Genomic DNA, 23,167 nt, shown 5'->3' with positions numbered 1-23,167 from the left:
CGCTCAGCTCACGTGCTCGACCGGATGCCTGTCGAGCCACGCGTTCTCTTCGTCGCTATACAGACGCGAGCGCGTAAGAAAGCGCAAACCGCTCGGGCGTTCCAGCGAAAACATGCCGCCATTGCCCGGCACGGCATCGATGATGAGCTGCGTATGCTGCCAGTACTCGTACTGCGATTCGGTCATGTAGAACGGCACGCCGCCGATCGCGCCGAGCTTCACGTCCGAGCCGCCGACCATGAATTCGCTGACTGGAAAGCACATCGGCGCGCTGCCGTCGCAGCATCCGCCGGATTGATGAAACAGCACCTCGCCATGCTCGGCCTTGAGCCTTTCGATCAAGTCGATGGCGGCGGGCGTCGCGGTCACGCGCTGCACTTCCTGTTCGCTCATGATGTCACCGTCGGTTTGATCGGCCGCCGCGGGAAGCAGCGGCGGCCTCACACGCTTTAGAAGAAGCCGAGCGGCTTGTCGCTATAGCTGACGAGCATGTTCTTCGTCTGCTGATAGTGGTCGAGCATCATCTTGTGATTCTCACGGCCGATGCCCGATTGCTTGTAACCGCCGAACGCCGCGTGCGCCGGATAGGCGTGATAACAGTTGGTCCACACGCGTCCCGCCTGAATCGCGCGGCCGAAGCGATACGCCCGCGTGCCGTCGCGCGTCCACACGCCCGCGCCGAGACCGTACAGCGTGTCGTTCGCGATCTCGAGCGCTTCTTCCTCGGTCTTGAACGTCGTCACCGAAAGCACCGGCCCGAAGATTTCCTCCTGAAAGATACGCATCTTGTTGTGGCCTTTGAAGACCGTCGGCTTGACGTAATAGCCGTTCTTCAGTTCGCCGTCGAAGGTGTTGCGCTCGCCGCCGGAGAGGCACTGCGCGCCTTCCTGCTTGCCGAGATCGATGTACGACAGGATCTTCTCCAGTTGCTCCTGCGAAGCCTGCGCGCCGATCATCGTCTTCGTATCGAGCGGATGGCCCTGCGCGATCGCCGCGACGCGCTTGAGCGCACGTTCCATGAAGCGCTCGTAAATCGATTCCTGCACGAGCGCGCGCGACGGGCACGTACACACTTCGCCCTGATTCAGCGCGAACATCGTGAAGCCTTCGAGCGCCTTGTCGAAGAAGCTGTCGTCGGCGTTGAGCACGTCTTCGAAGAAGATGTTCGGGCTCTTGCCGCCCAGTTCCAGCGTCACCGGAATGAGGTTCTGGCTCGCGTACTGCATGATGAGTCGGCCCGTCGTGGTCTCGCCGGTGAAAGCGATCTTCGCGATGCGCTTGTTCGATGCGAGGGGCTTGCCCGCTTCCAGACCGAAGCCGTTGACGACATTGAGCACGCCCGGCGGCAAGAGGTCTTCGATGATTTCGAGCAGCACGAGAATCGACGCGGGCGTCTGCTCGGCCGGCTTCAGCACGACGCAGTTGCCGGCCGCGAGCGCGGGCGCGAGCTTCCATACGGCCATCAGGATCGGGAAATTCCACGGAATGATTTGCCCGACGACGCCAAGCGGCTCGTGGAAGTGATACGCGACCGTATCGTGATCGATCTCCGAAATGCCGCCTTCCTGCGAACGCGCGGCGCTCGCGAAATAGCGGAAGTGATCGATCGCGAGCGGAATGTCCGCGGCCATCGTCTCGCGCAGCGGCTTGCCGTTATCGATCGATTCGGCCAGCGCGAGACGCGACAGCTTCTGCTCCATGCGATCGGCGAGCTTCAGCAGCAGATTCGCGCGATCGGTGACGGAGGTTCTGCCCCACGACGTCTTCGCTGCGTGCGCGGCGTCGAGCGCGGCTTCGATGTCGGCTTCGCGCGAACGCGGAATCGACGTGAACGGCTCGCCGGTGATCGGCGAGATGTTGTCGAAATACTCACCGCCCGCCGGCGGCACCCACTTGCCACCGATGAAGTTGCCGTACTGCTTCTTGTACGGATATTCGGTGCTCAGGAACTGCATCTCCGCGTGATTCATTTCTATGTGCTCCTCGCATGTCGACGTGAACGGGCCGGCACTGCCGATGTCCGGCGCCGGTCGCTTCTGTTTGCGAGTTCCATGCCATCGCGCGCGGCACGATGCGACGCCCGCGCGAGCCGCATCGTCATGCGGTTTCGCGGCACATCGTCAGGGTTTGTACGAGGGCGATGGGACCTGTTCACATTCAGAACACCTGCCCCGCTCTGTAGCGATGCGGTACAGCGGCATCGGCGGACGTCATCGCCTCCGCAATGCGCGCGGAGCGTGGCGCAAACCACAGACACGCTGCGGGCAAACGCTTATGGCACGAGTGTTCATATTGCAAAGGGCATCGCAGTTGTCTATGGTCATGCCCAACCGTGGCAAAGCGTCGCATCTATATGTGGTTCCATCGCATGTGAGCGGCGCGAAATGGCCTTGCGAGCGCGCGATGCGGACCGTATCGCCGAGCGCATGACCACGGCGGGCTGCTGTCCGGCGACCCCGGACGGCACGTCAAAGTAAACGATGTGCGCGCACGTGCATGCATGACGCGCCACGGAGACCACAATGAACAGCACAATCAATCAAGGGGCCGCCCACGGCCCGACAAATTTCTTTTCCAAGGAGGCGACCATCGCCCGGCCCGGATTCTCGCGCTGGATGGTGCCGCCCGCCGCGCTGGCTGTTCATCTGTGCATCGGGCAGGCATATGCGTTCTCGGTGTTCAATGCGCCGCTCACGAAGGTTATCGGTATCACGAAGTCCGCGCCGGATGACTGGTCGCTGACCACGCTCGGCTGGATTTTCTCGCTCGCGATCGTGTTTCTGGGCTTGTCGGCGGCATTCGCGGGCAAGTGGCTGGAAAAAGTCGGCCCGCGCCGCACGATGTTCACCGCGGCCTGCTGCTTCGGCGGCGGCTTTCTCGTCTCGGCGCTCGGCGTCTATCTGCATCAGATCTGGCTGCTGTATCTCGGCTATGGCGTGATCGGCGGCATCGGGCTCGGGCTCGGCTATGTGTCGCCGGTTTCGACGCTGATACGCTGGTTTCCGGACCGTCGCGGCATGGCGACCGGCATGGCGATCATGGGCTTCGGCGGCGGCGCGATGATCGCGGCGCCCGGCTCCGTCGCGCTGATGAACCACTTCAAGAGCGCGACGAGCTCGGGCGTTGCCGAGACGTTCCTCGTGCTCGGCGTGCTCTATTTCATCTCGATGACGATCGGCGCGCTCGCGATCCGCATCCCGCCGGCGGACTGGAAGCCGGCTGGCTGGACGCCGCCCGCGACGTCCAACAAGATGATCACGAAGAACCACGTGCATATCGATCAGGCGCTGAAGACGCCGCAGTTCTATCTGTTGTGGCTCGTGCTGTTCCTGAACGTGACGGCCGGCATCGGCGTGCTCGGCCAGGCGTCGGTGATGATCCAGGAAAGCTTCAAGGCGTCGATCACGGCGGGCGCGGCGGCGGGCTTCGTCGGGCTGCTGTCGCTCTTCAACATGGGCGGGCGATTCGCGTGGGCGTCGGCGTCGGACTGGATCGGCCGCAAGAATACGTACTTCGTGTTCTTCACGCTCGGCGCGGTGCTGTATTTCCTTGTGCCGCAATTCGCGGGCTCCGGCAATATCGCGCTTTTCGTGTTGGCGTACGGCATCATCCTTTCGATGTACGGCGGCGGCTTCGCGACGATTCCCGCGTATCTCGCCGACATGTTCGGCACGGCTTTCGTCGGCGGCATTCACGGCCGGCTTCTCACCGCGTGGGCGGCGGCGGGCGTCGCGGGTCCGGTGCTCGTCAACTACGTGCGCGCGTTCCAGGTTTCGCACGGCGTCGTGGGCGCAGAGGCGTACACGATGACGCTGCATATCATGGCGGCGCTGCTGGTGATCGGCTTCGTCTGCAATCTGCTCGTCTCGCGCGTGCATGAGAAGCATCACATGAACACGTCGGCGCAGACCGCAATCTAGGAATCAACGAGGAGATCCGCGATGAATGACCGCATCGAAACTCAGCAAGTGCATCCGTCGAACAAGGGGTTGCTCCTGGTGTTCTGGGCCTACGTGCTGATTCCGCTCGCATGGGGCGTGACCAATACGCTCTCGCAGGCCGTCAAGCTGTTCCAGTAATTCTGTAGGTGAAGTCCACGCGCGCCGGATGGCCGATGTTTGAATCGGCTCACGGCGCGCGTTTTGTTTCTTGACGTCAATGCTATTCGGCTTCGCCGAGATGAGCGGGCAAATCCATCTGATGGAGAACGCGCAGGATCTGGATCGTGCCCGCGGCCTCCTGGAAGAAAAGCATGTGCATTCCGACGAGCGCCTTGCGATAACCGGGCCGAACGTGTTCTGCGGACAGGCTGCGTTGTCTGCCCTTACCGAGTCCGGTAACTGTGTCCTGAATCATGCGCAGATAGCGCTCCGCCTGAGCCGGCCCCCACTTCTCGAACGTGTAGTCTCAGATGCCGTCCAGATCCTGGACGGCGGCAGGCGTGAATACGCACTGCCTCACCGAGCGGACTTGCGCTTGCAAGCGATGAAGGCATCGAAATCCAGCGGCTTGGCGGGGCCGGAGCGCTCGCCGGCTTCGAGCGCCGAGCGCAACGCATCGAGCTTCGCTTCCTGTTCGCCAGCGACGGGGACGTCGTGCACCGATGCTTCCGGAATGCTCAGTGCCCGCGATCCTCCACCTTGTTCAAGCTGCGGCGCGCGAGGACGCTCATGAAAAGCGTGCCGCACACAAGCGCTGCCATATAAACGCCGGCCATCATCCAGTCGAGTTCACTCACGGTTGTTCTCCTTCGAATTGATCCGCGGCCGGGGCGCCGCAGGGGTGATCCACACGATTGCAACTACGTTCTGGCCTGATTTACGGCACGCGCCCGCAAAGGTTTAGCGCGATGCAATGAACGACGTTGGCGGCGCGATGACCGAGGAAACCGACCGCTCGTTCGATTCGCCAACGTGGGCGTATCGTTCGACTAGCGCCCGAGAGCGCGCGACGACATCCCACAAACGAACAACCGGTCCACGACAATGAACACGTCCCGCCGCAACTTCATGGTTGTCAGCATCGGCGCGGGCACGGCGCTATGGCTCTCGCGAGCACGCGCCGATGCGCCGCACTTAAGCGAATCCGATCCGGCGGCGGTCGCCGTCGGCTATAAGGAGAACGCCGCGAAAGTGGACAAAGCGAAGTACCCGAACTTCGCCGCCGATCAAACCTGCGCGAACTGCTCGCTGTATCAGGGCAAAGCGAGCGATGCCTGGGGCGGTTGCACGCTCTTCGGCGACAAGCTGGTAGCCGGAAAAGGATGGTGCTCGTCGTGGACGAACATGTGACGCGGCTTCAGCGCACCGAATAGCCGACGAAACGCCAGACCTTGTCCGAGTCGAGAATGAAGGTCACCATTTCTCGCGACGACTGACTCGCCTGGCCGAACTGAGTGTCGAAGAGAATGTTGATGTACGCGCCCGCGGGCATGTTGCCCGTGCCGTCATAACGGTAGTGCTTGACGCCCATCGGCATGCGCAGTCCCGGCGCGCCGAGCGGCGAACGGTCGCGCGCGACCTTCTTCATGAAGTCGTCGCGGGAAATGATCTGCTTTGCGATGGGCGAGGCTTGGTCCCACACGTCGCCCGCCCGGTTTTGATCGATCAACGCGATGATCTGCGACGCAACCTGCGCGATGTCCTGATCCTGTTTGTCGAGCGCGGCCTGCTGCTCCTTCGTGAGCGAACGAGTCGTCGAAGATTGAGTTTCCTGAGCGTGGCACGCAATGCTGCTCGATATCAGCAGGAACGCAGCCAGCGAAAAACGGATGCTTGCTTTCATGATTCGGACGACGTGAGGTTCTTTGGCGCCGATTGTATCGCCGCCCAGGCTGCCTACGGTAAGAAATACTTATTTTCAGAATTTGGCGGTTCCGGCGTCCGTTGCCGGGCAAGCACACGCCTTGCTGCCGGAATAGCGAACGTCAACATCCGACGCTACCGTCGAGGTTCACCATGCGACTCGTCGACTGGAACATCCAATGGGGACGCGGCGTGGATGGCCGCGTCGATCTCGCGCGCATCGTCGCCGAGGCGAAAGCCCTGCACGACTTCGACGTCCTCTGTCTGCAGGAAGTGACGCGCGGCTTTCACGAAAGCGAGCAGGCCGGCGGACTCAAAGGCGGCCCCGGCGCCGACCAGTTCGCCGAGCTCGAAGCGCTGATTCCCGGCGCGACGGTCATCGACGGAATCGGCTCCGATCTTCCGCCAGTCGGTGCGGGCATCGCGCGCCGTCAGTTCGGCAACGCGATCGTGAGCCGTCTGCCGGTGCGCCAGGTGTTGCGCCATTCGCTGCCGTGGCCTGCCGATCCCGCGAAGCCGTCGATGCTTCGCGTCGCGCTCGAAGCCGTCATCGAGACCGACGTCGGACCTTTGCGCATCGTCAGCACGCATCTCGAGTTCTATTCGGAGAAGCAACGTCTCGCACAAGTCGCGCGTCTGCGCGAGCTTCACGCCGAAGCGTGCGCGCACGAGCGTCAGCCCGCGAAGGCCGAGAGTCAGGCGAGCCCGTTCGCCGATACCGCGCGGCCCGTGTCCGCCATCGTCTGCGGCGACTTCAACAGCGCGTTCGATGGATCGGCGTATCGCGCGATGCTCGAACCGATTGCCGATGCGCCCGCGTTCGTCGATGCATGGACTTGCGCGCATCCGAACGAGCCGCGCGCGGCCACCGTCGGCCTGTACGATCGCGACCAGTGGCCCGATGGCCCGTTCGCATGCGACTTCATCTTCGTGAGCGAAGACCTGAAGGCGCGCATCGCCGGATGCGAAGCGGATCAGTCGAGCCGTTCATCGGATCATCAGCCGATGTGGCTCGAACTGCATTAAGCGCCCTCTTCGCGCGACAACCCGTATAGCGCCTGCAACACGGCAGCGCGCGCCTGACCCGCGATCATGCCGCGCCAGATATCGTCGTCGATGTAGAAGGCCGCGCGAATCTGGCGGCGAATGCCGGCTTTCAATGCGTCGGGCGCATCGGGATGATGACGCACCCAGACGTCCGCGCGCAGCATGTCGAGCATGTCGGTGAGCGGCACCGTTCCGTACTCGATCGCGATCGATGCGATCGCCGCATGGGCGCACGTCTGCCGCAACGTATCGAGCAACGGACCGGCTACATCGGCCGCGATCGACGTACCATCCGACGGACTCGTCACGTCCGCGCCCCACCAGCGCCGCGCACGCGCGACATCGCCGACGCATATCTTCGCGCCGAAGCCGCTCGGCCCGAGTCCCGTATGAAAATCGATCCAGCCGATCGCCGTGCACGTCTCGCCGTATTCCGCGAGCAGATTGCGCATGGTGCGCGTGCTCCACGCCGTTTCCGCGCCGCCATAGAACATGCCTTGCGCATGCGTGTACTGACCGGTTGTGACCGCTTGCTGATAAGCCCATTGTCCATGCCTGCCGATATACGCGCGAATCGCCGCGATATTCGCTTCGTCGGGCGGCCAGCTCGTGGGAATCAGCAAGTCGTGCAGTTCCGCGTAGCCGGGATTCTGCGGCAACGGCGCATCGAAATTCACGCTGTTGCGATTCAGATCGACATTGCCCTCCGTCGTGCGGCTCAGATAGGAAAAGCCATACGGATTGATCGCATGAACGAGCAGCATTGCGACGTCGAGCTTGTCCATCAACGCCGGCAATACTTCATCGCGCATCAACGCGATCTGCGCGCCCGAGCCGCAAAAGCCTTCGACGCCGTGCGTGCCGGACGTGAGCACGAGCAGGCGCTTTGCATCTTTGGGACCGATGCGAACGACATCGGTTGCGAGCGTCTCGCCTTCCAGACCATCGAAGCCTTCGAGCACGCGCGTATCGACAGCGAGTTTTCGCGCGGCGGCGGTATCGAGAAATCTCTGGCGCGCTTCGCGATACGTCGATGAAAACATGTCGCGTCCTCAGACGCGCGCGAGAAACTTCTCGACGAGCCGCACCCAATACGTCGAGCCTAGCGTGAGTACATCGTCGTTGAAATCGTAGCTGCTGTTATGCAGCATGCAGGGTCCGATTCCGTGACCGTGATCGCGATGCGCGCCCAGTCCATTGCCGATATACGCATAGCAACCGGGACGCTCCATCAGCATGTACGAGAAGTCCTCCGCGCCCATCGTCGGATCGACGTTCGTGTTCACTTTGTCCGCGCCGGCGACATCGCGCATCACGCCGAGTGCGAAGTCCGTTTCCGCTTGCGTGTTCACCGTCGGCGGATAGTTGCGTACGAAACTGACTTCGGCCTTGCAGCGATACGCGGCCGCCGTCGCCGCGACGATCTCCTTCATGCGCGTCTCGATGAGATCGAGCACGTCGACGGAAAACGTGCGAACGGTCCCCGCGAGCGTCGCGGTCGTCGGGATCGCGTTGACCGCGTGGCCTGCCTGCATGCGCGTGATCGAGAGCACGGCGGCGTCGATCGGCCGCTTGTTGCGCGTCACGATGCTCTGCAGGCCCGTGCCGATCTGCAGCGCGGTGAACACGGGATCGACGCCATCGTGCGGAATCGCCGCATGCGCGCCCACGCCTTCGATACGAATCTCGAACTCGTTGCTCGATGCCTGCGTCGCGCCGACGCGCGCACCGAATCCGCCCGCCGGCATGCCCGGCCAGTTGTGCAGCGCGAACACGGCATCGACCGGAAAGCGCTCGAACAGGCCATCTTCGATCATCGCTTTCGCGCCGCCGCCGCCTTCTTCGGCAGGCTGAAAGATGAAGACGACGGTGCCGTCGAAGTCGCGATGCTTCGCGAGATATTGCGCCGCGCCGAGCAGCATCGCGGTGTGTCCGTCGTGACCGCACGCATGCATCTTGTTCTCGTGGCGCGATGCGTGCGCGAACGTGTTCAGCTCGGGAATGGGCAACGCGTCCATGTCGGCGCGCAGGCCGATCGCACGTTTGCTCGCGCCTTTCCTCAACACGCCGACGACGCCCGTCTTGCCGAGTCCGCACGTCACTTCGATATCCCAGCTTTCGAGCTTCCGAGCGACGAGCTCCGCCGTGCGCGCTTCTTCATAGCAGAGTTCGGGATGCGCGTGGATATCGCGGCGAATGGCCTGAATCTCGTCGCGCGACTGCGCGATCTCGGGAATGATCGACATGCTTTCCTCTTGCGTTGTTGAGTGACCGAAGCATTGTCGATGGCCGCAATTCACAGGGAAAGCTGATATTCCTTGTCCGTGACTTAAGGAAAGCTTTAGCTTTCACTCGGCTCGATCGCGCCGTGCGAACGCATCCGTATGCGTTCCTGCACGATGCTCATCACCGCGTGACGATCGTGGATCTTGCGCTCCAGCATGCCGACGACACGGCGCGGCGTGTTCTTCGCAAGCGATATCACGCGCAATGCGGGATCGCTCGCCCACGAGCCGTATTCGAGCAACGGCACGACCGAGACGCCCGCATCCTGCCGCACGAGCTCGACGATCACTTCGAGGGAATTGAGTTCGAGGAACTCGTTCACCGCGAGGCGGTTGTGCTTCAACGCGCGATCGATCAGCGCGCCGGTGCGCTGCGCGCGCTCGAAGCGCAGAAACGGACGGCTCGCCAGCATCTCGGCGGCATTCGCGGCCACGGCGCCCGGCGAACCGATCGCGACGAGCGGTTCCGAATAGAGCGGCGTCCAGTTGAGGCTCGCCGGCGTCTTGCCCGCCATCTCGACGATCACCGCCGCATCGATCTCGCCCGCCTCGACTTGCGGCGCGAGCGCGAGCGCCTTGCCGGTGAAGAGCCGCACATCGAGCCGTGGATACTGACCTTTCAATTCGGTGACGACGGATGCGAGCGCGCCCATCGCCGAATCGACCGCGCCGATGGAAACCGATCCGGCGATTTCATCATCGAGACCGGTGAGACGCATGCTGTCGTACAGCGCGACGATGCGCTCCGCTTGCGGCAACACCTGCTTGCCGATGCTCGTCAGCCGGTTCGTGCGCCCGACGCGATCGAACAGCGGCCGCTTCAGATCGTCTTCGAGCGACTGCATCTGCATGCTGACGGCGGCCTGCGTGAGCGCGACTTTTTCCGCGGCGGCGGCGAAAGAACCGTAACGCGCGACAGCGATAAACGTGCGCAAAAAGCGGATATTGCTCATCGTGCGTGAGGGTTATCCCGGATCGTTCGATCAGGTTTGCTTGTGTGTCAGTTCAGAAATTCTATATTTTCTTATTTCAACTCGGCGTAATGTTTGCGTGTTGCAGCGGCTCGCTCCGTTCGAAGCGAGTCATCCGAGAAGCGGATGTCGTCAACGAGAAAACCTCATGGAGTACATTCGATGAGCACCGTACTACCTGCAGCGCACGCGGCCGAACAAAACGCCGCATCGAATCTTTCCGGCCGACGAGCGATCGTCGTATCGACCATCGGCAACGCGCTCGAATGGTTCGACTTCATGGTTTACGGCTTCTTCGCCGTCATCATCGCCAAGCTGTACTTTCCCGCAACGAATCCCACTATTTCACTGCTCGCGACTTGGGCGACTTTCGGCGTCGGCTTTCTGACGCGTCCGCTCGGCGGCATCGTCTTGGGCGCGGTCGCGGATCGCGTCGGACGCAAATCAGCGCTCACGCTCACGATTTCGCTGATGGCGGTCGGCATCGCGATCATCGCGTTCGCGCCGACATATGCGGCAATCGGCATCGCCGCGCCCTTGCTGATGCTGCTCGGCCGCCTGATTCAGGGCTTCTCCGCAGGCGGCGAAGTCGGCTGCGCGACGGCGTTTCTCGTCGAATACGCGCCCGCCAACAAGCGCGGTTATTTCGGCAGCTTCCAGATGGTCGCGCAGGCCGCCGCGAGTCTCGCCGGCTCGTTTTTCGGCGCCGTGCTCACGCGCACGCTGAGTCCCGAACATCTGAATAGCTGGGGCTGGCGCATTCCGTTCGTGATCGGTCTTCTGATCGTGCCCGTCGGCCTGTATCTGCGCTCGAAGCTCGATGAATCGCCGGTCTTCGTCGAGAAGGCGCAAAAGAACGAACTGAGCACGCGCCCGATCCGCGATACCGCCACGAAACACTGGATGTCCGTGCTCGCTGGCTTCGGCCTGACGGTGTTCGGCACCATCGGCACGTACATCTTCCTGCTGTATCTGCCGACGCACGCTACGCGCGTGCTGCACATGGCGCTCACCGACGGCCTCATCAGCTCGACGATCGGCGCGCTCGTCTATCTCGTCTGCTGTCCGATATTCGGCCGGCTCTCGGACCGTATCGGCCGCAAGAAGCTGATGGCGACCGCGCTCACGCTGTCGCTCGTCACCGCATATCCGATCTTCGCCGTGCTCACCGCGCATCCGAGCCTGCCGATGCTGATCGTGTGTCAGGCGCTTTTGATGACTTATCTCGGCATCTTTCAGGGCTGCTATCCGGCGTTCATCTCCGAGCTGCTTCCTTCGAGCGTGCGTTCGACCGGCATCTCGGTGAGCTACAACGTCGCGGTGATGATCTTCGGCGGCTTCGCGCCCGCGATCGTGCAATGGCTCACGATGACCACGGGCGATCCGCTGTCGATCTGCTACTACGTGATCTTCGGCAGCGCGGTCGCGCTCGTGACGATCTTCCCGCTGCGCGACCGATACAGCGAGGCGCTGCGGTAAGTTCGCTGCATCCCGTTCCCAAAGGAAGGAGAATGGACGGCCCGCATGGAAGTCCCGCACGCTTAAGTCTGATTTAAGGAAGCGCGCTTAATCTGAAGTCTGACCGACCCACCCTCCTTCCGGCCGCGCAAGCGGCCATTTTTTTTTTGGAGCGACGCGATGCAGATGATTCTCCGCATGATCGTGATCCTCGTCGTGCTCGTTCTCTTCACGACGGTCGGCGTGTCCATCCTTTCCGTTTTCGCGCGCGGCCTGATTTCGCACTGAAGGCTTTCATCGGCTGCGGGCATGCTTCGTGCCCCTTCAGAATCTCGCGGCCCGCGCGGGCTTTCGATCGAGAAAGTTTCGCGGCGGATGCCTATACTGGCTGAGTGTCGTCTTTCGCCGCATTGCCGGCGCACGAAAGTCCTGCGCCGCCGCGCAGACCCTTTTCGCCGCCGTTCCTCCGCGCCACCGGCGCGCGACACGCTTCGCCGCATCTTCGCCTCTCTCATGTTCCGCCGCTTCATCGCCGCATTCGTGCAGCAGCTTGCTGCGCAATTCCAGGAGATTGCCCGATGCCACAACGTCCCATCCCCCAATCGAAAACCACGCACGCCGATACACCGAACAAGACGCTTCAAGCCGCAACCGCAGGCGACTCGACCGTCAGCTTCACCATGACCGTCAACGGCCGCAGCGAAACGCTTTCCCTCGACCCCCGCACCACGCTTTTAGATGCATTGCGCGAGCATCTTCATTTGACCGGCACGAAGAAAGGCTGCGATCACGGCCAATGCGGCGCATGCACCGTTCATGTGAACGGACGCCGCGTGAACTCGTGTCTGTGCTTCGCCGCCGCGTGCGAGGGCGACACCGTCACGACCATCGAAGGCATCGGCGAAATCGAGGCACTGCATCCGTTGCAGGCCGCGTTCGTCGAATGCGACGGCTATCAGTGCGGCTACTGCACGGCCGGCCAGTTGATGTCGGCGGTCGCGCTGCTCGATGAACCGATCGGCCCGAGCGACGACGACGTGCGCGAAGCGATGAGCGGCAACCTGTGCCGCTGCGGCGCGTATCAGAACATCGTCAGCGCGATCCAGTCGGTGCGCGCGAACAAGCCGTCGTCAAAATAAGGAGAGCGACATGGATATGTTCCAGCTCTCTCGCGCGCGCGACATGCGCGACGCGATCAATGCGGGCGCGCTCGCGCATACCGCGCAGCAAGGCGCCGAAGTGCGCTTTCTCGCGGGCGGCACGACGCTGCTCGATCTGATGAAGCTCAACGTCGAGCGGCCGATGCGCGTCGTCGATATCAGCCGTTTGCCGCTCGACAAGATCGAGGAAACGAAGGACGGCGGCGTGCGTATCGGCGCGACTTCGCGCAACTCCGATCTCGCGCATCATCCGCTGATCCGCGATCGTTATGCGGTGCTGTCGCAAGCGGTGCTCGCGGGCGCGTCGGTGCAGTTGCGCAACATGGCGACGACGGGCGGCAACATCCTGCAGCGCACGCGTTGCGTGTACTTCCGCGATACGACCTCGCCGTGCAACAAGCGCGAGCCCGGCAGCGGCTGCTCCGCGATTCAGGGCTTCAATCGCATGATGGCGATCATGGGCACGAGCGAATCGTGCATCGCGAGCAATCCGTCGGACATGTGCGTCGCGTTGCAGGCGCTCGAAGCGACGATCCACGTCGAAGGCACGGGCGGCAAGCGCGCGATCCCCATCGACGAGTTCTTCCTGTTGCCGGGCACGACGCCCGATCGCGAGAACGTGCTCGATGCCGGCGATCTCGTCACGCATGTCACATTGCCGCCGCCGGTCGACGGCGCGCGCTCGGCTTATCTGAAGCTGCGCGATCGCGCATCGTACGAGTTCGCGCTGGCGTCGGCGGGTGTCGTGATCGGCGTGAAGGACGGGCGCATCGAGCATGCGCGCGTCGCGCTCGGCGGCGTCGGCACGAAGCCGTGGCGCTCGCGTGAAGCGGAGAAGGAGCTGATGAACGCGACGCCCGATGAAGCCACGTTCAAACGCGCTGCCGATGCTGCGCTCGCCGATGCGAAGCCGCAAAGCGAGAACGGCTTCAAGGTCGAGTTGTCGAAGCGCTGCATCGTTCATACGCTCAAGCTCGTTACCACGCAAACTTCCTGAGGATCGCGACATGTCCACGGCGCCCGATATCAAACCGTCCGCATTCATCGGACGGCCTCAGTCGCGCATCGACGGACCGCTGAAGGTTTGCGGCCGCGCGACCTATACGACCGACGTCGATCTGCCCGGCATGCTCCATGCCGTGCCGGTCGGCAGCACCATCGCGAGCGGCAGGATCACGTCGCTCGAATTCGCCGCCGCGCAAGCGATGCCCGGCGTGAAGCTGATTCTTCATCGCGGCAATATCGGCCGCTTCTATCGCATCGCCGGCAACTCGATCGATACCGGCTACGTCGATGAAAACCGTCCGCCTTTCGAAGACGACATCATTCGCTATTACGGGCAGTATGTCGCGCTCGTCGTTGCGGAGACGTTCGAAGCGGCGAGCGCCGCGGCTGCCGCGGTCAAGGTCAGTTACGACAAGACGCCGCACGATGTGAGCGCAAAGCTCGATGCCGGCGACAAGCTCGACACGCACAGCGAACGCGGCGATCCCGACAAGGCGTTCGACGATGCGCCCGTGAAGATCGATGAAACGTACGTGACGCCCGTCGAAACGCATAATCCGATCGAGCTGCACGCGACCATCGCGCACTGGAACGGCGAGAGCTACACGTTCTACGAAACGAGCCAGGCGGTCGCGAATCATCAGGGCACGCTGATGCAGATGATGGGCCTGCCGAAAGAGAAAGTGCGCGTGATTTCGCGCTATCTCGGCTCGGGCTTCGGCGGCAAGCTGTGGATGTGGCCGCATTCGCTGCTCGCCGCGGCCGCGACGCGCCAACTGGAGCGCCCGGTCAAGCTCGTGCTCTCGCGCAAGATGATGTTCCAGAACGTCGGGCACAGGCCGACCACGCAGCAGCGCGTGCGGCTCGCGGCGACGCAGGACGGCAAGCTCGTGTCGCTACGGCATGACTTCGTGAATCACGCGGCCATCGCCGACGATTACACGGAAGATTGCGGCGAAGCGACGCCTTCGATGTACAGCACGCCCAATCTGCGCGTGACGGGCGGCACGGTGAAACGCAATGTCGGCTCGCCGACGTCGATGCGCGGACCCGGCGCGGTGCCCGGCCTCTTCGCGCTCGAATCGGCGATGGACGAGCTGGCCATTGCGTTGAAGATGGATCCGGTCGAACTGCGCCTGCGCAACGAGCCCGAAGTGGATGAAAGCAGCGGCTTGCCGTTTTCGTCGCGGCATTTCGTCGAATGCCTGAAGACCGGTGCGGAGAAATTCGGCTGGTCGAAGCGCACGCCGGACGTAGGCTCGATGAAGCGCGACGGCCTCACGCTCGGCTGGGGCGTGGGCGCGTGCAGTTGGCCGGGGCTGCGCTTCTCGGCGGACGCGACGGTCGATCTTCGTGCGGACGGCACCGCGCGCGTCGCGTGCGGCACGCAGGATATCGGCACGGGCACGTACACGATCCTCGCGCAGATCGTCGCGGAACATACGGGCATCCCGCTCGACAAGATCGAAGTCGGCCTCGGCGATACGGCGCTGCCGCTCGGTCCTGTTTCGGGCGGATCGGCGGCGACGGCATCGGTGATTCCGGCGGTATCGGATGCGGTGCGCGAGGCGATCAAGACGCTGCTGGCGCGCGCCGCGAAGATCGAGGGATCGCCATTCGCGGGCGCGAAGGCCGACGAGCTTGCGATGAGCAACGGACATGTGCATCGCAAGAACGAAGCGCCGGAAAGCGGCGTGCCGTTCGCGCGCATTCTCGACGCGGCGAAACTGCATGCGGCATCGGGCAGCGGCAGCGCGAAAGGCGGCTTCGACGATCCGCTCAAGAAGGACTGGTCGATCCATTCGTATGGCGCGCATTTCGCCGAGGTGACGTGGGAGCCGGCGACCGCGCGCCTGCGCGTGAGCCGCGTCGTGACCGTGATCGATGCGGGCAAGATCCTGAATCCGCGCGCGGGGCGTAATCAGATCGAAGGCGCGGTCGTGATGGGCGTCGGCATGGCGCTTTTCGAGCACACGGTATACGACGAACGAAGCGGCGCGCCGGTGAACAGCAGCCTCGCGGATTACGTCGTCGCGACCAATGCGGATACGCCGAAGATGGACGTCACGTTTCTCGATTATCCCGATACGGTCTTCAACGAACTGGGCGCGCGCGGCATCGCGGAGATCGGGCTGGCGGGCATCGCGGCGGCGATTACGGGTGCCGTGTATCACGCGACGGGCGTGCGTGTGCGAAAGCTGCCGGTGATGATCGAGGATTTGTTGAAGGCGTAGCGTCGGTCTCGTCGCGCTGTTCGAGCGGCCCGGTTTTTCGCGCGGTTTGTTTGCGCGGAGGCCGGGCCGATGCACTGAGAACGCTATCCGTCGACGGCTACCCCGCCCTCACGGGACGCTAAACGGGCGGCCCGTCCAGGCACGCGCATTGCACCTCCCCCACGCTTCGCCCCTCCCCCAAGACGCGCTACCATAGGCACCAGCCCATTCCCCAAACCCCTGTGTAGCAGCCATCTCAGCCGGAGTGCCCATGAACGACATGATCAAACAACACGGCCTGCAGGTCGACGCGAATCTCGCGAAGTTCGTCGACGAAGAAGCCATCCCCGGCACGGGCGTCGATAGCGCGTCCTTCTGGAAGGGATTCGATGCCATCGTTCACGATCTCGCGCCGAAGAACCGCGCACTGCTCGCCGAACGCGACCGCCTCCAGACCGAGCTCGACAACTGGCATCGCAGCAACCCCGGCCCCGTGCGCGATCTACGCGCCTATCGCAAGTTTCTCGAAGAGATCGGCTATATCGTGCCCGCGCCCGCGCATGTGAAGGCCAGCACCGCCAATGTCGATCGCGAAATCGCCGAGCAGGCCGGCCCGCAACTCGTCGTGCCGCTGTCGAATCTGCGCTATGCGCTCAACGCGGCCAACGCGCGTTGGGGCAGCCTCTACGATGCGCTCTACGGCACCGATGCCATCGACGAAAACGACGGCGCCGAGCGCGCGGCGCAGTTCAATCCGAAGCGCGGCGCGAAAGTGATCGCCTATGCGCGCGCGTTCCTCGACGACAACGCCCCGCTCGATCACGGCTCGCACGCCGACGCGACCAAATATAGCGTCGAGCAAGGCAAGCTCGTCGTCACGCTGAAGGACGGCGGCAAGACCGGCCTTGCGAACGCCGAGCAGTTCGCGGGCTTTCAGGGCGACGCGAAAGACCCGTCCGCGATTCTGCTCAAGCACAACGACCTGCACTTCGAGATTCAGATCGACGCGGACAACTTCATCGGCAAGACCGATGCGGCGCACGTGAAGGACGTGCTGATGGAAGCGGCCGTGAGCACGATCATCGATTGCGAAGATTCGGTCGCGGCCGTCGATGCCGCCGACAAGACGCAGCTCTATCGCAACTGGCTCGGCCTGATGCAAGGCAATCTCGCCGAGCAGGTCACGAAGAACGGCAAGACCTTCACGCGCGCGATGAACCCGGACCGCGAGTACGCCGCGCCGAACGGCGGAACCGTCAAGCTGCACGGACGTTCGCTGCTGTTCGTGCGCAACGTCGGCCATCTGATGACGAATCCCGCGGTGCTCGACCGAGATGGCAACGAGATTCCCGAAGGCATCCTCGATGCGGTGATGACCGTGCTCGGCTCGATGCACGATCTCAAGAACAAGATGAACTCGCGCACGGGGTCGATCTATATCGTGAAGCCGAAGATGCACGGCCCCGCCGAAGTGGCGTTCGCGGACGAGCTCTTCACGCGCGTCGAAGACCTGCTCGGCCTGCCGCGTCACACGATCAAGATGGGCATCATGGACGAAGAGCGACGCACGAGCGTGAACCTCAAGGCGTGTATCGCGGCGGCGGGCGCGCGCGTCGCATTCATCAATACGGGCTTCCTCGACCGCACCGGCGACGAAATGCATTCGTCGATGGAAGCCGGCCCGATGATGCGCAAGGGCGACATGAAGTCCTCTAAGTGGATTGCCGCGTACGAACGCAGCAATGTGCTCGTCGGCCTGAACACCGGCTTGCGCGGTCGCGCGCAGATCGGCAAGGGCATGTGGGCGATGCCCGATCTGATGCACGCGATGCTCGAACAGAAGATCGCGCATCCGAAGGCAGGCGCCAACACCGCATGGGTGCCCTCGCCCACCGCGGCCACGCTGCACGCGCTGCACTATCACATGGTCGACGTGCAACAGGTTCAGCAGGAACTCGAAAGCGTCGACTACGAAAGTCAGAAGAACGAGTTGCTCGATGGCTTGCTGACGATTCCCGTCGTCGACGAGCCGTCATGGTCGGAAGACGACATCAGGAACGAAATCGAAAACAACGCGCAGGGCATTCTGGGTTATGTGGTGCGCTGGGTCGATCAGGGCGTCGGTTGCTCGAAGGTGCCGGACATTCACGATGTCGGCCTGATGGAAGACCGCGCGACGCTGCGCATTTCGAGCCAGCATATCGCGAACTGGCTGCGTCACGGCATCGTCACGGAAGAGCAGGTTCGCGCGACGCTCGAACGCATGGCCGCCGTCGTCGACAAGCAGAATGAAGCCGATCCGTACTATCGCCCGATGTCGCCCGCGTTCGACAGTTCGTTCGCATTCAAGGCCGCGTGCGCGCTCGTCTTCGAAGGGCGCACGCAACCGAGCGGCTATACGGAACCGCTGCTGCACAAGTTCCGTCTCGCCGCGAAGGAATCGATGTAACGGTCAAAGCGCGCGCACGAATCGGCGTGCGCGCGCTGTCTTTCACTGCTCCGACCAGAGTTTGCCCGCGGTCGCCCAGTTCTCGCGTTTCACGTCCGTCAGAATGATGTCCACCGAGCCCGGCTCGCAGCCGAGCGTTTCGCACGTCGTGCGCGTGATCGCTTCGACGAACTTGCGCTTCTCTTCCACCGTGCGGCCTTCGAACAGTTGAATGTTGAATGTCGGCATTGCGTTGATCTCCTTTTGAAAGCGGTATTAGTCGCGATACGACGCGTCGATGCGATCGAGCTTGCGCAATAGCGCCGGCCATTCGAGCGCGCCTTCGACGGCGTCATCGTCATGCAGTTGCGCCGCGGTGCGCGTGACGACTTCCGGCGTCGGCACGATCATCTTGCCCACGCCCGCAAGCGCGCGAAGCTGAATATCGCATGCCTTGACGAGCATATCCATCAGCACATAAGCCTCGGCGATCGTGCGCCCGAGCGTGACCGGTCCATGATTGCGCAGCAACATCGCACGATGCGCGCCGAGACTTTTTACGAGCCGCTCGCCTTCCGCCGGCGAGAACGCGAGCCCTTCGTAATCGTGATACGCGAGATGCCCATGAAAGCGCATCGCGTGTTGCGATGCGGGCAGCAGGCCGTGCGGTTGCGTCGATACCGCGATCGCCTCGCGCACGTGAAGATGCATCACGCACACGGCGTCCTCCCGCGCGGCATGGACGGCGCCGTGCAGCGCGAAGCCCGTCGCGTTCACCGGATGCGCGCGCTCGCCGATCACGTTGCCGTCGATATCGATCTTCACGAGATTGCTCGCCGTGACTTCATCGAACGAAAGCCCGAACGGATTGATGAGAAAGCGCCCCGGCTCGCCCGGCACGCTCGCGGAAATGTGCGTGTAGACGACATCGTCCCAGCCGTTGAGCGCGACGAGCCGATACGCGGCCGCGAGATCGACGCGCGTGGCCTGTTCGGCTGCCGATCGCGGCCCGCTTTCCGCGATCCTGCGCTCAGGCGTGTGGGTGAACGACATGCGAGTCTCCTTGTTTGGATGATCCGGACAGACGCCGCTCGAGCAGAATCACCGCCCAGGACGCAAGCACGAACGGCGCGGTCAACGCAGCGATGCCGATGCAATCGATCACGCGCTCGATCAGCACCGCCGCGACGATCGCGACGAGCGCATAACGCGTGCCGAGCTTCGCGGCCGCGAGCGCCGCAAGCGCCGCATTGAAGCCGCACGCGCCCGAGAGCACGACGGCATCGCTTGCACCGCCGAGTGCGTGCAACATGGCGCTGAGCGCACTGCCCGCGAGCGCCCAGCCCGCCTGCGCGGGCCGCGACGCGAACAATCCCGCCGCGATCAGCGCGCCGGTGAGCGCGCCGGTCGCGAAGGTGATCGGCGCGAGACCCGCGAACGCGGCCTGAAGCATTGGAATGAAACCGGCGGCGACTTGGGGAATCGCGCCCGTGTCGCCGCGCTCGGTCAAAAGCGGCAGCCAGCACCACGTCACGATGATGGCGGGGCTGGAGAAGATCGGCAACCGGTAGCGCGAGAGCACGCGCGAAAGCACGTTGGCGAGGAAAGTGGCGAACATCGCCGCGACGATCGCGACGGCCGCGGCGCGCGATGCATCGTCGAGAAACGTGAATGCGGCGAGCGCCGCGAGCGCGCCGTTGAAACCGTAGAGATCGTCGCGGAACGCGGGTGCGTCGTCGTTTTCGACGATCACGCTGATGACATTGCCCGTCAGCGTGCCGATCAGAAGCCCGCACGCGAGGCGCGGACTCGCGCTGAGCACCGCGAGGAACAGCAGCGCGCCGGTCGCGGCGTTGCGCTGAAGGACGATCTGTCCCATCGCGCGAGCGAAGCTGCGCAGTTGATCGCCGAAGGCGGCGTTCGATTGGAGAGCGGTGGACATGCTGGACGGCGACGGCATGGAAAGCCGCCAGCATAAAGCAGCCGGCGCGCGCCGTGCGGCGGCGGGCCGAATAACCTGTATGTGGCTTGACGCAGAAGGCGCGACGAGTGTCGCGCCGGGTAAAACCGAAACTTAGTTGAACGCCATCGGGACCAGCGGCGTCGAATCGCCGACACCCGGGTTCGCCAAAGACAGATCGGCGCTGATCTTCACGATCTCCGTGACGTTTTCGCGGAAATTCGGATGTTTTTCCCAGGTGATGTAGCTGGCGTCCATGACAGCGGAAAGCGTAAGCAAGGTGAAAGCGATTTTTTCGAGCACTTCGTAGCGGCGGCGCATGATTTGTTCCTCAAACTTTGCGACATTGTAACAGACTTAAGGGTTTTCCCCTATCTCGCTGTTGCAATGCCGCAAATCACACGCCGTTACTGTCGTTGCGCTCCGGCCCTTTTCACATCGACGTTTCGAGCATCGCCTCGTAATCCGCGCTCGACGCCTCGCGCGGATTCGTCTTATGACTGTGATCCTTGAGCGCGCCCGCGATGATGCGCGGAAACATCTCGCGCGTCACGCCGAGTTCAGCGAGGCCACGTGGCAGGCCGAGCGTCGCGGTCATCGAGCGCAGCGCACCGCCGACCTCATCGCCGGACCTCAGGCCCATTGCCTGCGCGATGCGGTCGAGCTTGCCTTCTTCGCGCATCGTCGGCGCGCTGCTGTTGAACGCGATCACCGCCGGCAAAAAGATTGCGTTGAGCGTGCCGTGATGCAGTTTCGGATTGATGCCGCCGAGCGAGTGGCTCAGGCTATGCACGCAACCGAGGCCCTTCTGGAACGCGAGCGCGCCCTGCATCGATGCGCTCATCATGTTCCAGCGCGCGGTGCGATCGGAGCCGTCCCGCGTCGCGCGCTCGATGTGCCGCCACGCGCGCCACAATCCGTCGAGCGCGATGCCATCGGCGGGTGCGTTGAACGCGGGCGCCATGAACGTTTCGAGGCAATGCGCGATGGCATCCATGCCGGTCGCGGCGGTAAGCATCGGCGGCAGGCCGAGCGTCAGTTCCGGATCGCAGATCGCGACCTTCGGCACGACGTGCGGCGAGATCACGCCGACCTTGCGGCCATCGTCGAGAATCAGGATCGCGCCGCGGCCCACTTCGCTGCCGGTGCCCGCGGTCGTCGGAATGGCGATGACGGGCGCGGTCTTCGCCGTGATGCGCGCGAGGCCGCCTTCGATGACCGCGAAGCCTTGTAGCGGACCGTCGTGCGTCGCGCACACGGCCACGCCCTTCGCGAGATCGATCGATGAACCGCCGCCCGCCGCGATCACGCCGTCGCATTGATTCTCCTTGTACATCGCGACGGCTTCGCGCACGGCGGCTTCGTTCGGATTGGGCGGCGTCGAATCGAACACGGGTACGGCCGACGATGAACCGAGCGCGTCGAGCACCTTGTCGAGCAGGCCGGCCGCGCGGATGCCGGCATCGGTCACGATCAGCGGACGATGAATGCCGATGCGTTCGCACTCGCCCGCAAGCAGGCGCACCGCGCCGAAATCGAATTGAATCTGCGTGATGTAGTTGATGAGGGGCATGGGTGTCTGAGGGAAGGTTATGGTCGGAGGCAGCGCGGTGACGTCAGTATAAGAGCGCGCTGTTACCGGTACAACTTTCCCTCGACGCCGGTCAAAAGCGAAAATCGTCGAAGAACTTTTCGCGTTCCATCACGGTGAGCGCGGCGCGCTTGTGCGGAAAGTCGAATTCCTTCAGCGTATAAAAGCCCATGCGATGCATGTAAGCGATATGTCGCACATGATCGACGCGCGGTTCACCAACGAGGCGTTCCGTGCGCGGATCGTCGATGAACATGTAGTGCAGCACGCCGCTCCACCATGCCTTGAGCTTGCCTGCGCTCTGGAACTGCGCATCGCCGATCAGCAGATGCAGTCCGCGATCGAAGTCGCCTGCATCATAGAACGGGCCCAGGCGATCTTCTTTCGCCCAATAGAACTCGAAGTAGCCGAAGGGCTTGTCGTCGAAATAGCCGATCATCGGATGCATGTGCGGATCTTCGCGGCGTTCCGCGAGATAAGCGGCGTGTTCGGCGCGCGTGCCGCGCTGATCCCAGAAGTATGCGACGCGATCGAGATTCATCCATTCGCTGAAGACTTCGGAATCGGCGTCGGGGTCAGCTGTGCGCAGGCTGAAGGTCATGTCGATCTGCGGGAAGTGACGTTCGTAGATCGTGCCTTCGGCGTTCTTTGGTCTTTGCGGATGTGAGACGCCGTTGGTTTGTGTATAGCGCAGCAGCGTGTCGCTCGATGCGGGCGCCTTGAGCCATGGGCGCGCGATTTGCCAGAACGTTTTGCGTGATGTCGTCAGGAGAAGGTGATCTTCGTGCTGCTGTGCGATGTCGATCAGGTTCTCATTTCGCGCTTGCGCGATGAAGGTTCTTGTGCGGTGGGCTTCGTTGGAAACGTGTGGAAGTGCGATCGTTGCCGTGCGGCGCTCAGGGTCGTTGCAGTAGATTTCGCATAGGGCCGTCAGTAACGCGTCGGTGTGACACGCTGTCAGCGTGCGGTCAGGCGATTGTTCGACAGTCGCCGCTACTTCGGGATCGAAACGTATGTTCATCGGTGAGTCTCCGGATTTGCTTCAAGTATTCGGCTTTCGCTTCTGGTTTCGCTTGTGCTTTCGTGGAATCCTGTAATCGTGTCGGTCTATTAGCACTGCCCCTGTGCGGGGCGGCACTCACTTTCTTTGCTGCTGCAAAGAAAGTAAGCAAAGAAAGCAGCTACTGATACGCCCGCGGTCACACGCAATTTGGGTAGTCCTCTCGTCGTTCGTGGGCTGCCTAA

General features: G+C 63.0%; 22 protein-coding genes and 1 pseudogene. 9 read left to right on the top strand and 14 right to left on the bottom strand.

Annotation, left to right across the window (positions count from 1 at the left end):
- Window positions 1-3 precede the first annotated feature (3 nt).
- A complete protein-coding gene (locus NCR93_RS25220) occupies window positions 4-393 on the bottom strand; it encodes a DUF779 domain-containing protein (protein ID WP_033536247.1) in 390 nt (129 codons plus the stop codon).
- 56 nt (window positions 394-449) lie between these two features.
- On the bottom strand, window positions 450-1,970 hold the full coding sequence (adh, locus tag NCR93_RS25215) for an aldehyde dehydrogenase (RefSeq protein ID WP_175980587.1): 1,521 nt from the start codon (window positions 1,968-1,970) through the stop codon (window positions 450-452).
- Between the two features lie 552 nt (window positions 1,971-2,522).
- Between adh and NCR93_RS25210 the strand changes: the two genes are divergently transcribed.
- Both NCR93_RS25210 and NCR93_RS25205 read left to right on the top strand, forming a co-directional pair.
- Window positions 2,523-3,920: an L-lactate MFS transporter gene (locus NCR93_RS25210; protein ID WP_008347689.1), complete on the top strand. Its 1,398-nt coding sequence runs from the start codon at window positions 2,523-2,525 to the stop codon at window positions 3,918-3,920.
- Window positions 3,921-3,941: 21 nt separating this feature from the next.
- Window positions 3,942-4,079 carry an MFS transporter small subunit gene (locus NCR93_RS25205; protein ID WP_008347687.1) on the top strand — a complete coding sequence of 46 codons (138 nt, stop codon included), beginning with the start codon at window positions 3,942-3,944 and terminating at the stop codon, window positions 4,077-4,079.
- An 82-nt stretch (window positions 4,080-4,161) separates the two neighbouring features.
- Here the strand turns inward: NCR93_RS25205 and NCR93_RS25200 are convergent.
- Together NCR93_RS25200 and NCR93_RS25195 are read right to left on the bottom strand one after the other, a co-directional pair.
- Window positions 4,162-4,395: pseudogene (locus NCR93_RS25200) on the bottom strand (type II toxin-antitoxin system RelE/ParE family toxin); the annotation flags it as partial.
- Between the two features lie 62 nt (window positions 4,396-4,457).
- Entirely contained in the window at window positions 4,458-4,601 is a 144-nt protein-coding gene (locus tag NCR93_RS25195) for a type II toxin-antitoxin system ParD family antitoxin (protein WP_239294886.1), read from the bottom strand.
- Between the two features lie 384 nt (window positions 4,602-4,985).
- Between NCR93_RS25195 and NCR93_RS25190 the strand changes: the two genes are divergently transcribed.
- Complete coding sequence (locus NCR93_RS25190) at window positions 4,986-5,291, top strand: high-potential iron-sulfur protein (RefSeq protein WP_034471001.1); 306 nt, start codon at window positions 4,986-4,988, stop codon at window positions 5,289-5,291.
- A 7-nt stretch (window positions 5,292-5,298) separates the two neighbouring features.
- Here NCR93_RS25190 and NCR93_RS25185 read toward each other — a convergent pair whose 3' ends face one another.
- Complete coding sequence (locus tag NCR93_RS25185; protein WP_175980585.1) at window positions 5,299-5,784, bottom strand: DUF4019 domain-containing protein; 486 nt, start codon at window positions 5,782-5,784, stop codon at window positions 5,299-5,301.
- 173 nt (window positions 5,785-5,957) lie between these two features.
- Between NCR93_RS25185 and NCR93_RS25180 the strand changes: the two genes are divergently transcribed.
- Complete coding sequence (locus NCR93_RS25180) at window positions 5,958-6,830, top strand: endonuclease/exonuclease/phosphatase family protein (protein WP_175980583.1); 873 nt, start codon at window positions 5,958-5,960, stop codon at window positions 6,828-6,830.
- On the opposite strand, the gene NCR93_RS25175 is transcribed toward NCR93_RS25180, so the two are convergent.
- From NCR93_RS25175 to NCR93_RS25165, 3 genes are all read right to left on the bottom strand, one after another.
- Window positions 6,827-7,894: a M14 family metallopeptidase gene (locus NCR93_RS25175; RefSeq protein ID WP_008347675.1), complete on the bottom strand. Its 1,068-nt coding sequence runs from the start codon at window positions 7,892-7,894 to the stop codon at window positions 6,827-6,829. The genes NCR93_RS25180 and NCR93_RS25175 overlap by 4 nt on opposite strands.
- A gap of 9 nt (window positions 7,895-7,903) precedes the next feature.
- Window positions 7,904-9,097: a M20 aminoacylase family protein gene (locus NCR93_RS25170; protein WP_008347674.1), complete on the bottom strand. Its 1,194-nt coding sequence runs from the start codon at window positions 9,095-9,097 to the stop codon at window positions 7,904-7,906.
- A 95-nt stretch (window positions 9,098-9,192) separates the two neighbouring features.
- Window positions 9,193-10,089, bottom strand: a complete 897-nt coding sequence (locus tag NCR93_RS25165) for a LysR substrate-binding domain-containing protein (RefSeq protein ID WP_175980581.1) — start codon at window positions 10,087-10,089, stop codon at window positions 9,193-9,195.
- 180 nt (window positions 10,090-10,269) lie between these two features.
- Between NCR93_RS25165 and NCR93_RS25160 the strand changes: the two genes are divergently transcribed.
- The 5 genes from NCR93_RS25160 to NCR93_RS25140 all read left to right on the top strand — a co-directional run bounded on the left by NCR93_RS25160 (window position 10,270) and on the right by NCR93_RS25140 (window position 18,392).
- Window positions 10,270-11,586 (top strand): MFS transporter, encoded by a 1,317-nt coding sequence (locus tag NCR93_RS25160; RefSeq protein ID WP_008347670.1) that lies wholly within the window; start codon window positions 10,270-10,272, stop codon window positions 11,584-11,586.
- Window positions 11,587-12,245: 659 nt separating this feature from the next.
- Window positions 12,246-12,704, top strand: a complete 459-nt coding sequence (locus tag NCR93_RS25155; protein ID WP_008347667.1) for a (2Fe-2S)-binding protein — start codon at window positions 12,246-12,248, stop codon at window positions 12,702-12,704.
- Window positions 12,705-12,714: 10 nt separating this feature from the next.
- Window positions 12,715-13,722, top strand: coding sequence for an FAD binding domain-containing protein (locus NCR93_RS25150; protein ID WP_008347665.1), 1,008 nt, complete (start codon window positions 12,715-12,717; stop codon window positions 13,720-13,722).
- Between the two features lie 10 nt (window positions 13,723-13,732).
- On the top strand, window positions 13,733-15,964 hold the full coding sequence (locus NCR93_RS25145) for a xanthine dehydrogenase family protein molybdopterin-binding subunit (RefSeq protein WP_008347664.1): 2,232 nt from the start codon (window positions 13,733-13,735) through the stop codon (window positions 15,962-15,964).
- Window positions 15,965-16,214: 250 nt separating this feature from the next.
- Window positions 16,215-18,392: a malate synthase G gene (locus NCR93_RS25140; protein ID WP_175980577.1), complete on the top strand. Its 2,178-nt coding sequence runs from the start codon at window positions 16,215-16,217 to the stop codon at window positions 18,390-18,392.
- Between the two features lie 42 nt (window positions 18,393-18,434).
- Here the strand turns inward: NCR93_RS25140 and NCR93_RS25135 are convergent, their stop codons facing one another.
- The 6 genes from NCR93_RS25135 to NCR93_RS25110 form a co-directional block, all read right to left on the bottom strand.
- Window positions 18,435-18,620: a 4-oxalocrotonate tautomerase gene (locus tag NCR93_RS25135; RefSeq protein WP_008347661.1), complete on the bottom strand. Its 186-nt coding sequence runs from the start codon at window positions 18,618-18,620 to the stop codon at window positions 18,435-18,437.
- A gap of 27 nt (window positions 18,621-18,647) precedes the next feature.
- Window positions 18,648-19,424 (bottom strand): class II aldolase/adducin family protein, encoded by a 777-nt coding sequence (locus NCR93_RS25130; protein ID WP_175980575.1) that lies wholly within the window; start codon window positions 19,422-19,424, stop codon window positions 18,648-18,650.
- Window positions 19,402-20,313: an urea transporter gene (locus tag NCR93_RS25125; protein WP_175980573.1), complete on the bottom strand. Its 912-nt coding sequence runs from the start codon at window positions 20,311-20,313 to the stop codon at window positions 19,402-19,404. Before NCR93_RS25125 ends, NCR93_RS25130 begins: the two co-directional genes overlap by 23 nt.
- A 132-nt stretch (window positions 20,314-20,445) precedes the next feature.
- The gene (locus NCR93_RS25120; RefSeq protein ID WP_175980571.1) at window positions 20,446-20,652 is read right to left on the bottom strand and encodes a hypothetical protein; all 207 of its coding nucleotides are present in this window, start codon (window positions 20,650-20,652) and stop codon (window positions 20,446-20,448) included.
- A 112-nt stretch (window positions 20,653-20,764) separates the two neighbouring features.
- Window positions 20,765-21,904: a 4-hydroxybutyrate dehydrogenase gene (gene gbd, locus NCR93_RS25115; protein WP_175980569.1), complete on the bottom strand. Its 1,140-nt coding sequence runs from the start codon at window positions 21,902-21,904 to the stop codon at window positions 20,765-20,767.
- Window positions 21,905-21,995: 91 nt separating this feature from the next.
- Complete coding sequence (locus tag NCR93_RS25110; RefSeq protein ID WP_175980567.1) at window positions 21,996-22,943, bottom strand: GNAT family N-acetyltransferase; 948 nt, start codon at window positions 22,941-22,943, stop codon at window positions 21,996-21,998.
- Window positions 22,944-23,167: the final 224 nt, after the last annotated feature.

This window comes from Caballeronia sp. ATUFL_F1_KS39, from assembly GCF_023630985.1.
GTDB lineage: Bacteria > Pseudomonadota > Gammaproteobacteria > Burkholderiales > Burkholderiaceae > Caballeronia > Caballeronia zhejiangensis.
This window is presented reverse-complemented; position numbering and strand designations above follow the sequence as displayed.

Excerpts from the sequence above, each read along its gene's own strand:
- NCR93_RS25220 (WP_033536247.1), bottom strand. The coding sequence starts at position 393 with ATGAGCGAACAGGAAGTGCAGCGCGTGACCGCGACGCCCGCCGCCATC.
- adh (WP_175980587.1), bottom strand. The coding sequence starts at position 1,970 with ATGAATCACGCGGAGATGCAGTTCCTGAGCACCGAATATCCGTACAAG.
- NCR93_RS25210 (WP_008347689.1), top strand. The coding sequence starts at position 2,523 with ATGAACAGCACAATCAATCAAGGGGCCGCCCACGGCCCGACAAATTTC.
- NCR93_RS25205 (WP_008347687.1), top strand. The coding sequence starts at position 3,942 with ATGAATGACCGCATCGAAACTCAGCAAGTGCATCCGTCGAACAAGGGG.
- NCR93_RS25190 (WP_034471001.1), top strand. The coding sequence starts at position 4,986 with ATGAACACGTCCCGCCGCAACTTCATGGTTGTCAGCATCGGCGCGGGC.
- NCR93_RS25185 (WP_175980585.1), bottom strand. The coding sequence starts at position 5,784 with ATGAAAGCAAGCATCCGTTTTTCGCTGGCTGCGTTCCTGCTGATATCG.
- NCR93_RS25180 (WP_175980583.1), top strand. The coding sequence starts at position 5,958 with ATGCGACTCGTCGACTGGAACATCCAATGGGGACGCGGCGTGGATGGC.
- NCR93_RS25175 (WP_008347675.1), bottom strand. The coding sequence starts at position 7,894 with ATGTTTTCATCGACGTATCGCGAAGCGCGCCAGAGATTTCTCGATACC.
- NCR93_RS25170 (WP_008347674.1), bottom strand. The coding sequence starts at position 9,097 with ATGTCGATCATTCCCGAGATCGCGCAGTCGCGCGACGAGATTCAGGCC.
- NCR93_RS25165 (WP_175980581.1), bottom strand. The coding sequence starts at position 10,089 with ATGAGCAATATCCGCTTTTTGCGCACGTTTATCGCTGTCGCGCGTTAC.
- NCR93_RS25160 (WP_008347670.1), top strand. The coding sequence starts at position 10,270 with ATGAGCACCGTACTACCTGCAGCGCACGCGGCCGAACAAAACGCCGCA.
- NCR93_RS25155 (WP_008347667.1), top strand. The coding sequence starts at position 12,246 with ATGACCGTCAACGGCCGCAGCGAAACGCTTTCCCTCGACCCCCGCACC.
- NCR93_RS25150 (WP_008347665.1), top strand. The coding sequence starts at position 12,715 with ATGGATATGTTCCAGCTCTCTCGCGCGCGCGACATGCGCGACGCGATC.
- NCR93_RS25145 (WP_008347664.1), top strand. The coding sequence starts at position 13,733 with ATGTCCACGGCGCCCGATATCAAACCGTCCGCATTCATCGGACGGCCT.
- NCR93_RS25140 (WP_175980577.1), top strand. The coding sequence starts at position 16,215 with ATGAACGACATGATCAAACAACACGGCCTGCAGGTCGACGCGAATCTC.
- NCR93_RS25135 (WP_008347661.1), bottom strand. The coding sequence starts at position 18,620 with ATGCCGACATTCAACATTCAACTGTTCGAAGGCCGCACGGTGGAAGAG.
- NCR93_RS25130 (WP_175980575.1), bottom strand. The coding sequence starts at position 19,424 with ATGTCGTTCACCCACACGCCTGAGCGCAGGATCGCGGAAAGCGGGCCG.
- NCR93_RS25125 (WP_175980573.1), bottom strand. The coding sequence starts at position 20,313 with ATGTCCACCGCTCTCCAATCGAACGCCGCCTTCGGCGATCAACTGCGC.
- NCR93_RS25120 (WP_175980571.1), bottom strand. The coding sequence starts at position 20,652 with ATGCGCCGCCGCTACGAAGTGCTCGAAAAAATCGCTTTCACCTTGCTT.
- gbd (WP_175980569.1), bottom strand. The coding sequence starts at position 21,904 with ATGCCCCTCATCAACTACATCACGCAGATTCAATTCGATTTCGGCGCG.
- NCR93_RS25110 (WP_175980567.1), bottom strand. The coding sequence starts at position 22,943 with ATGAACATACGTTTCGATCCCGAAGTAGCGGCGACTGTCGAACAATCG.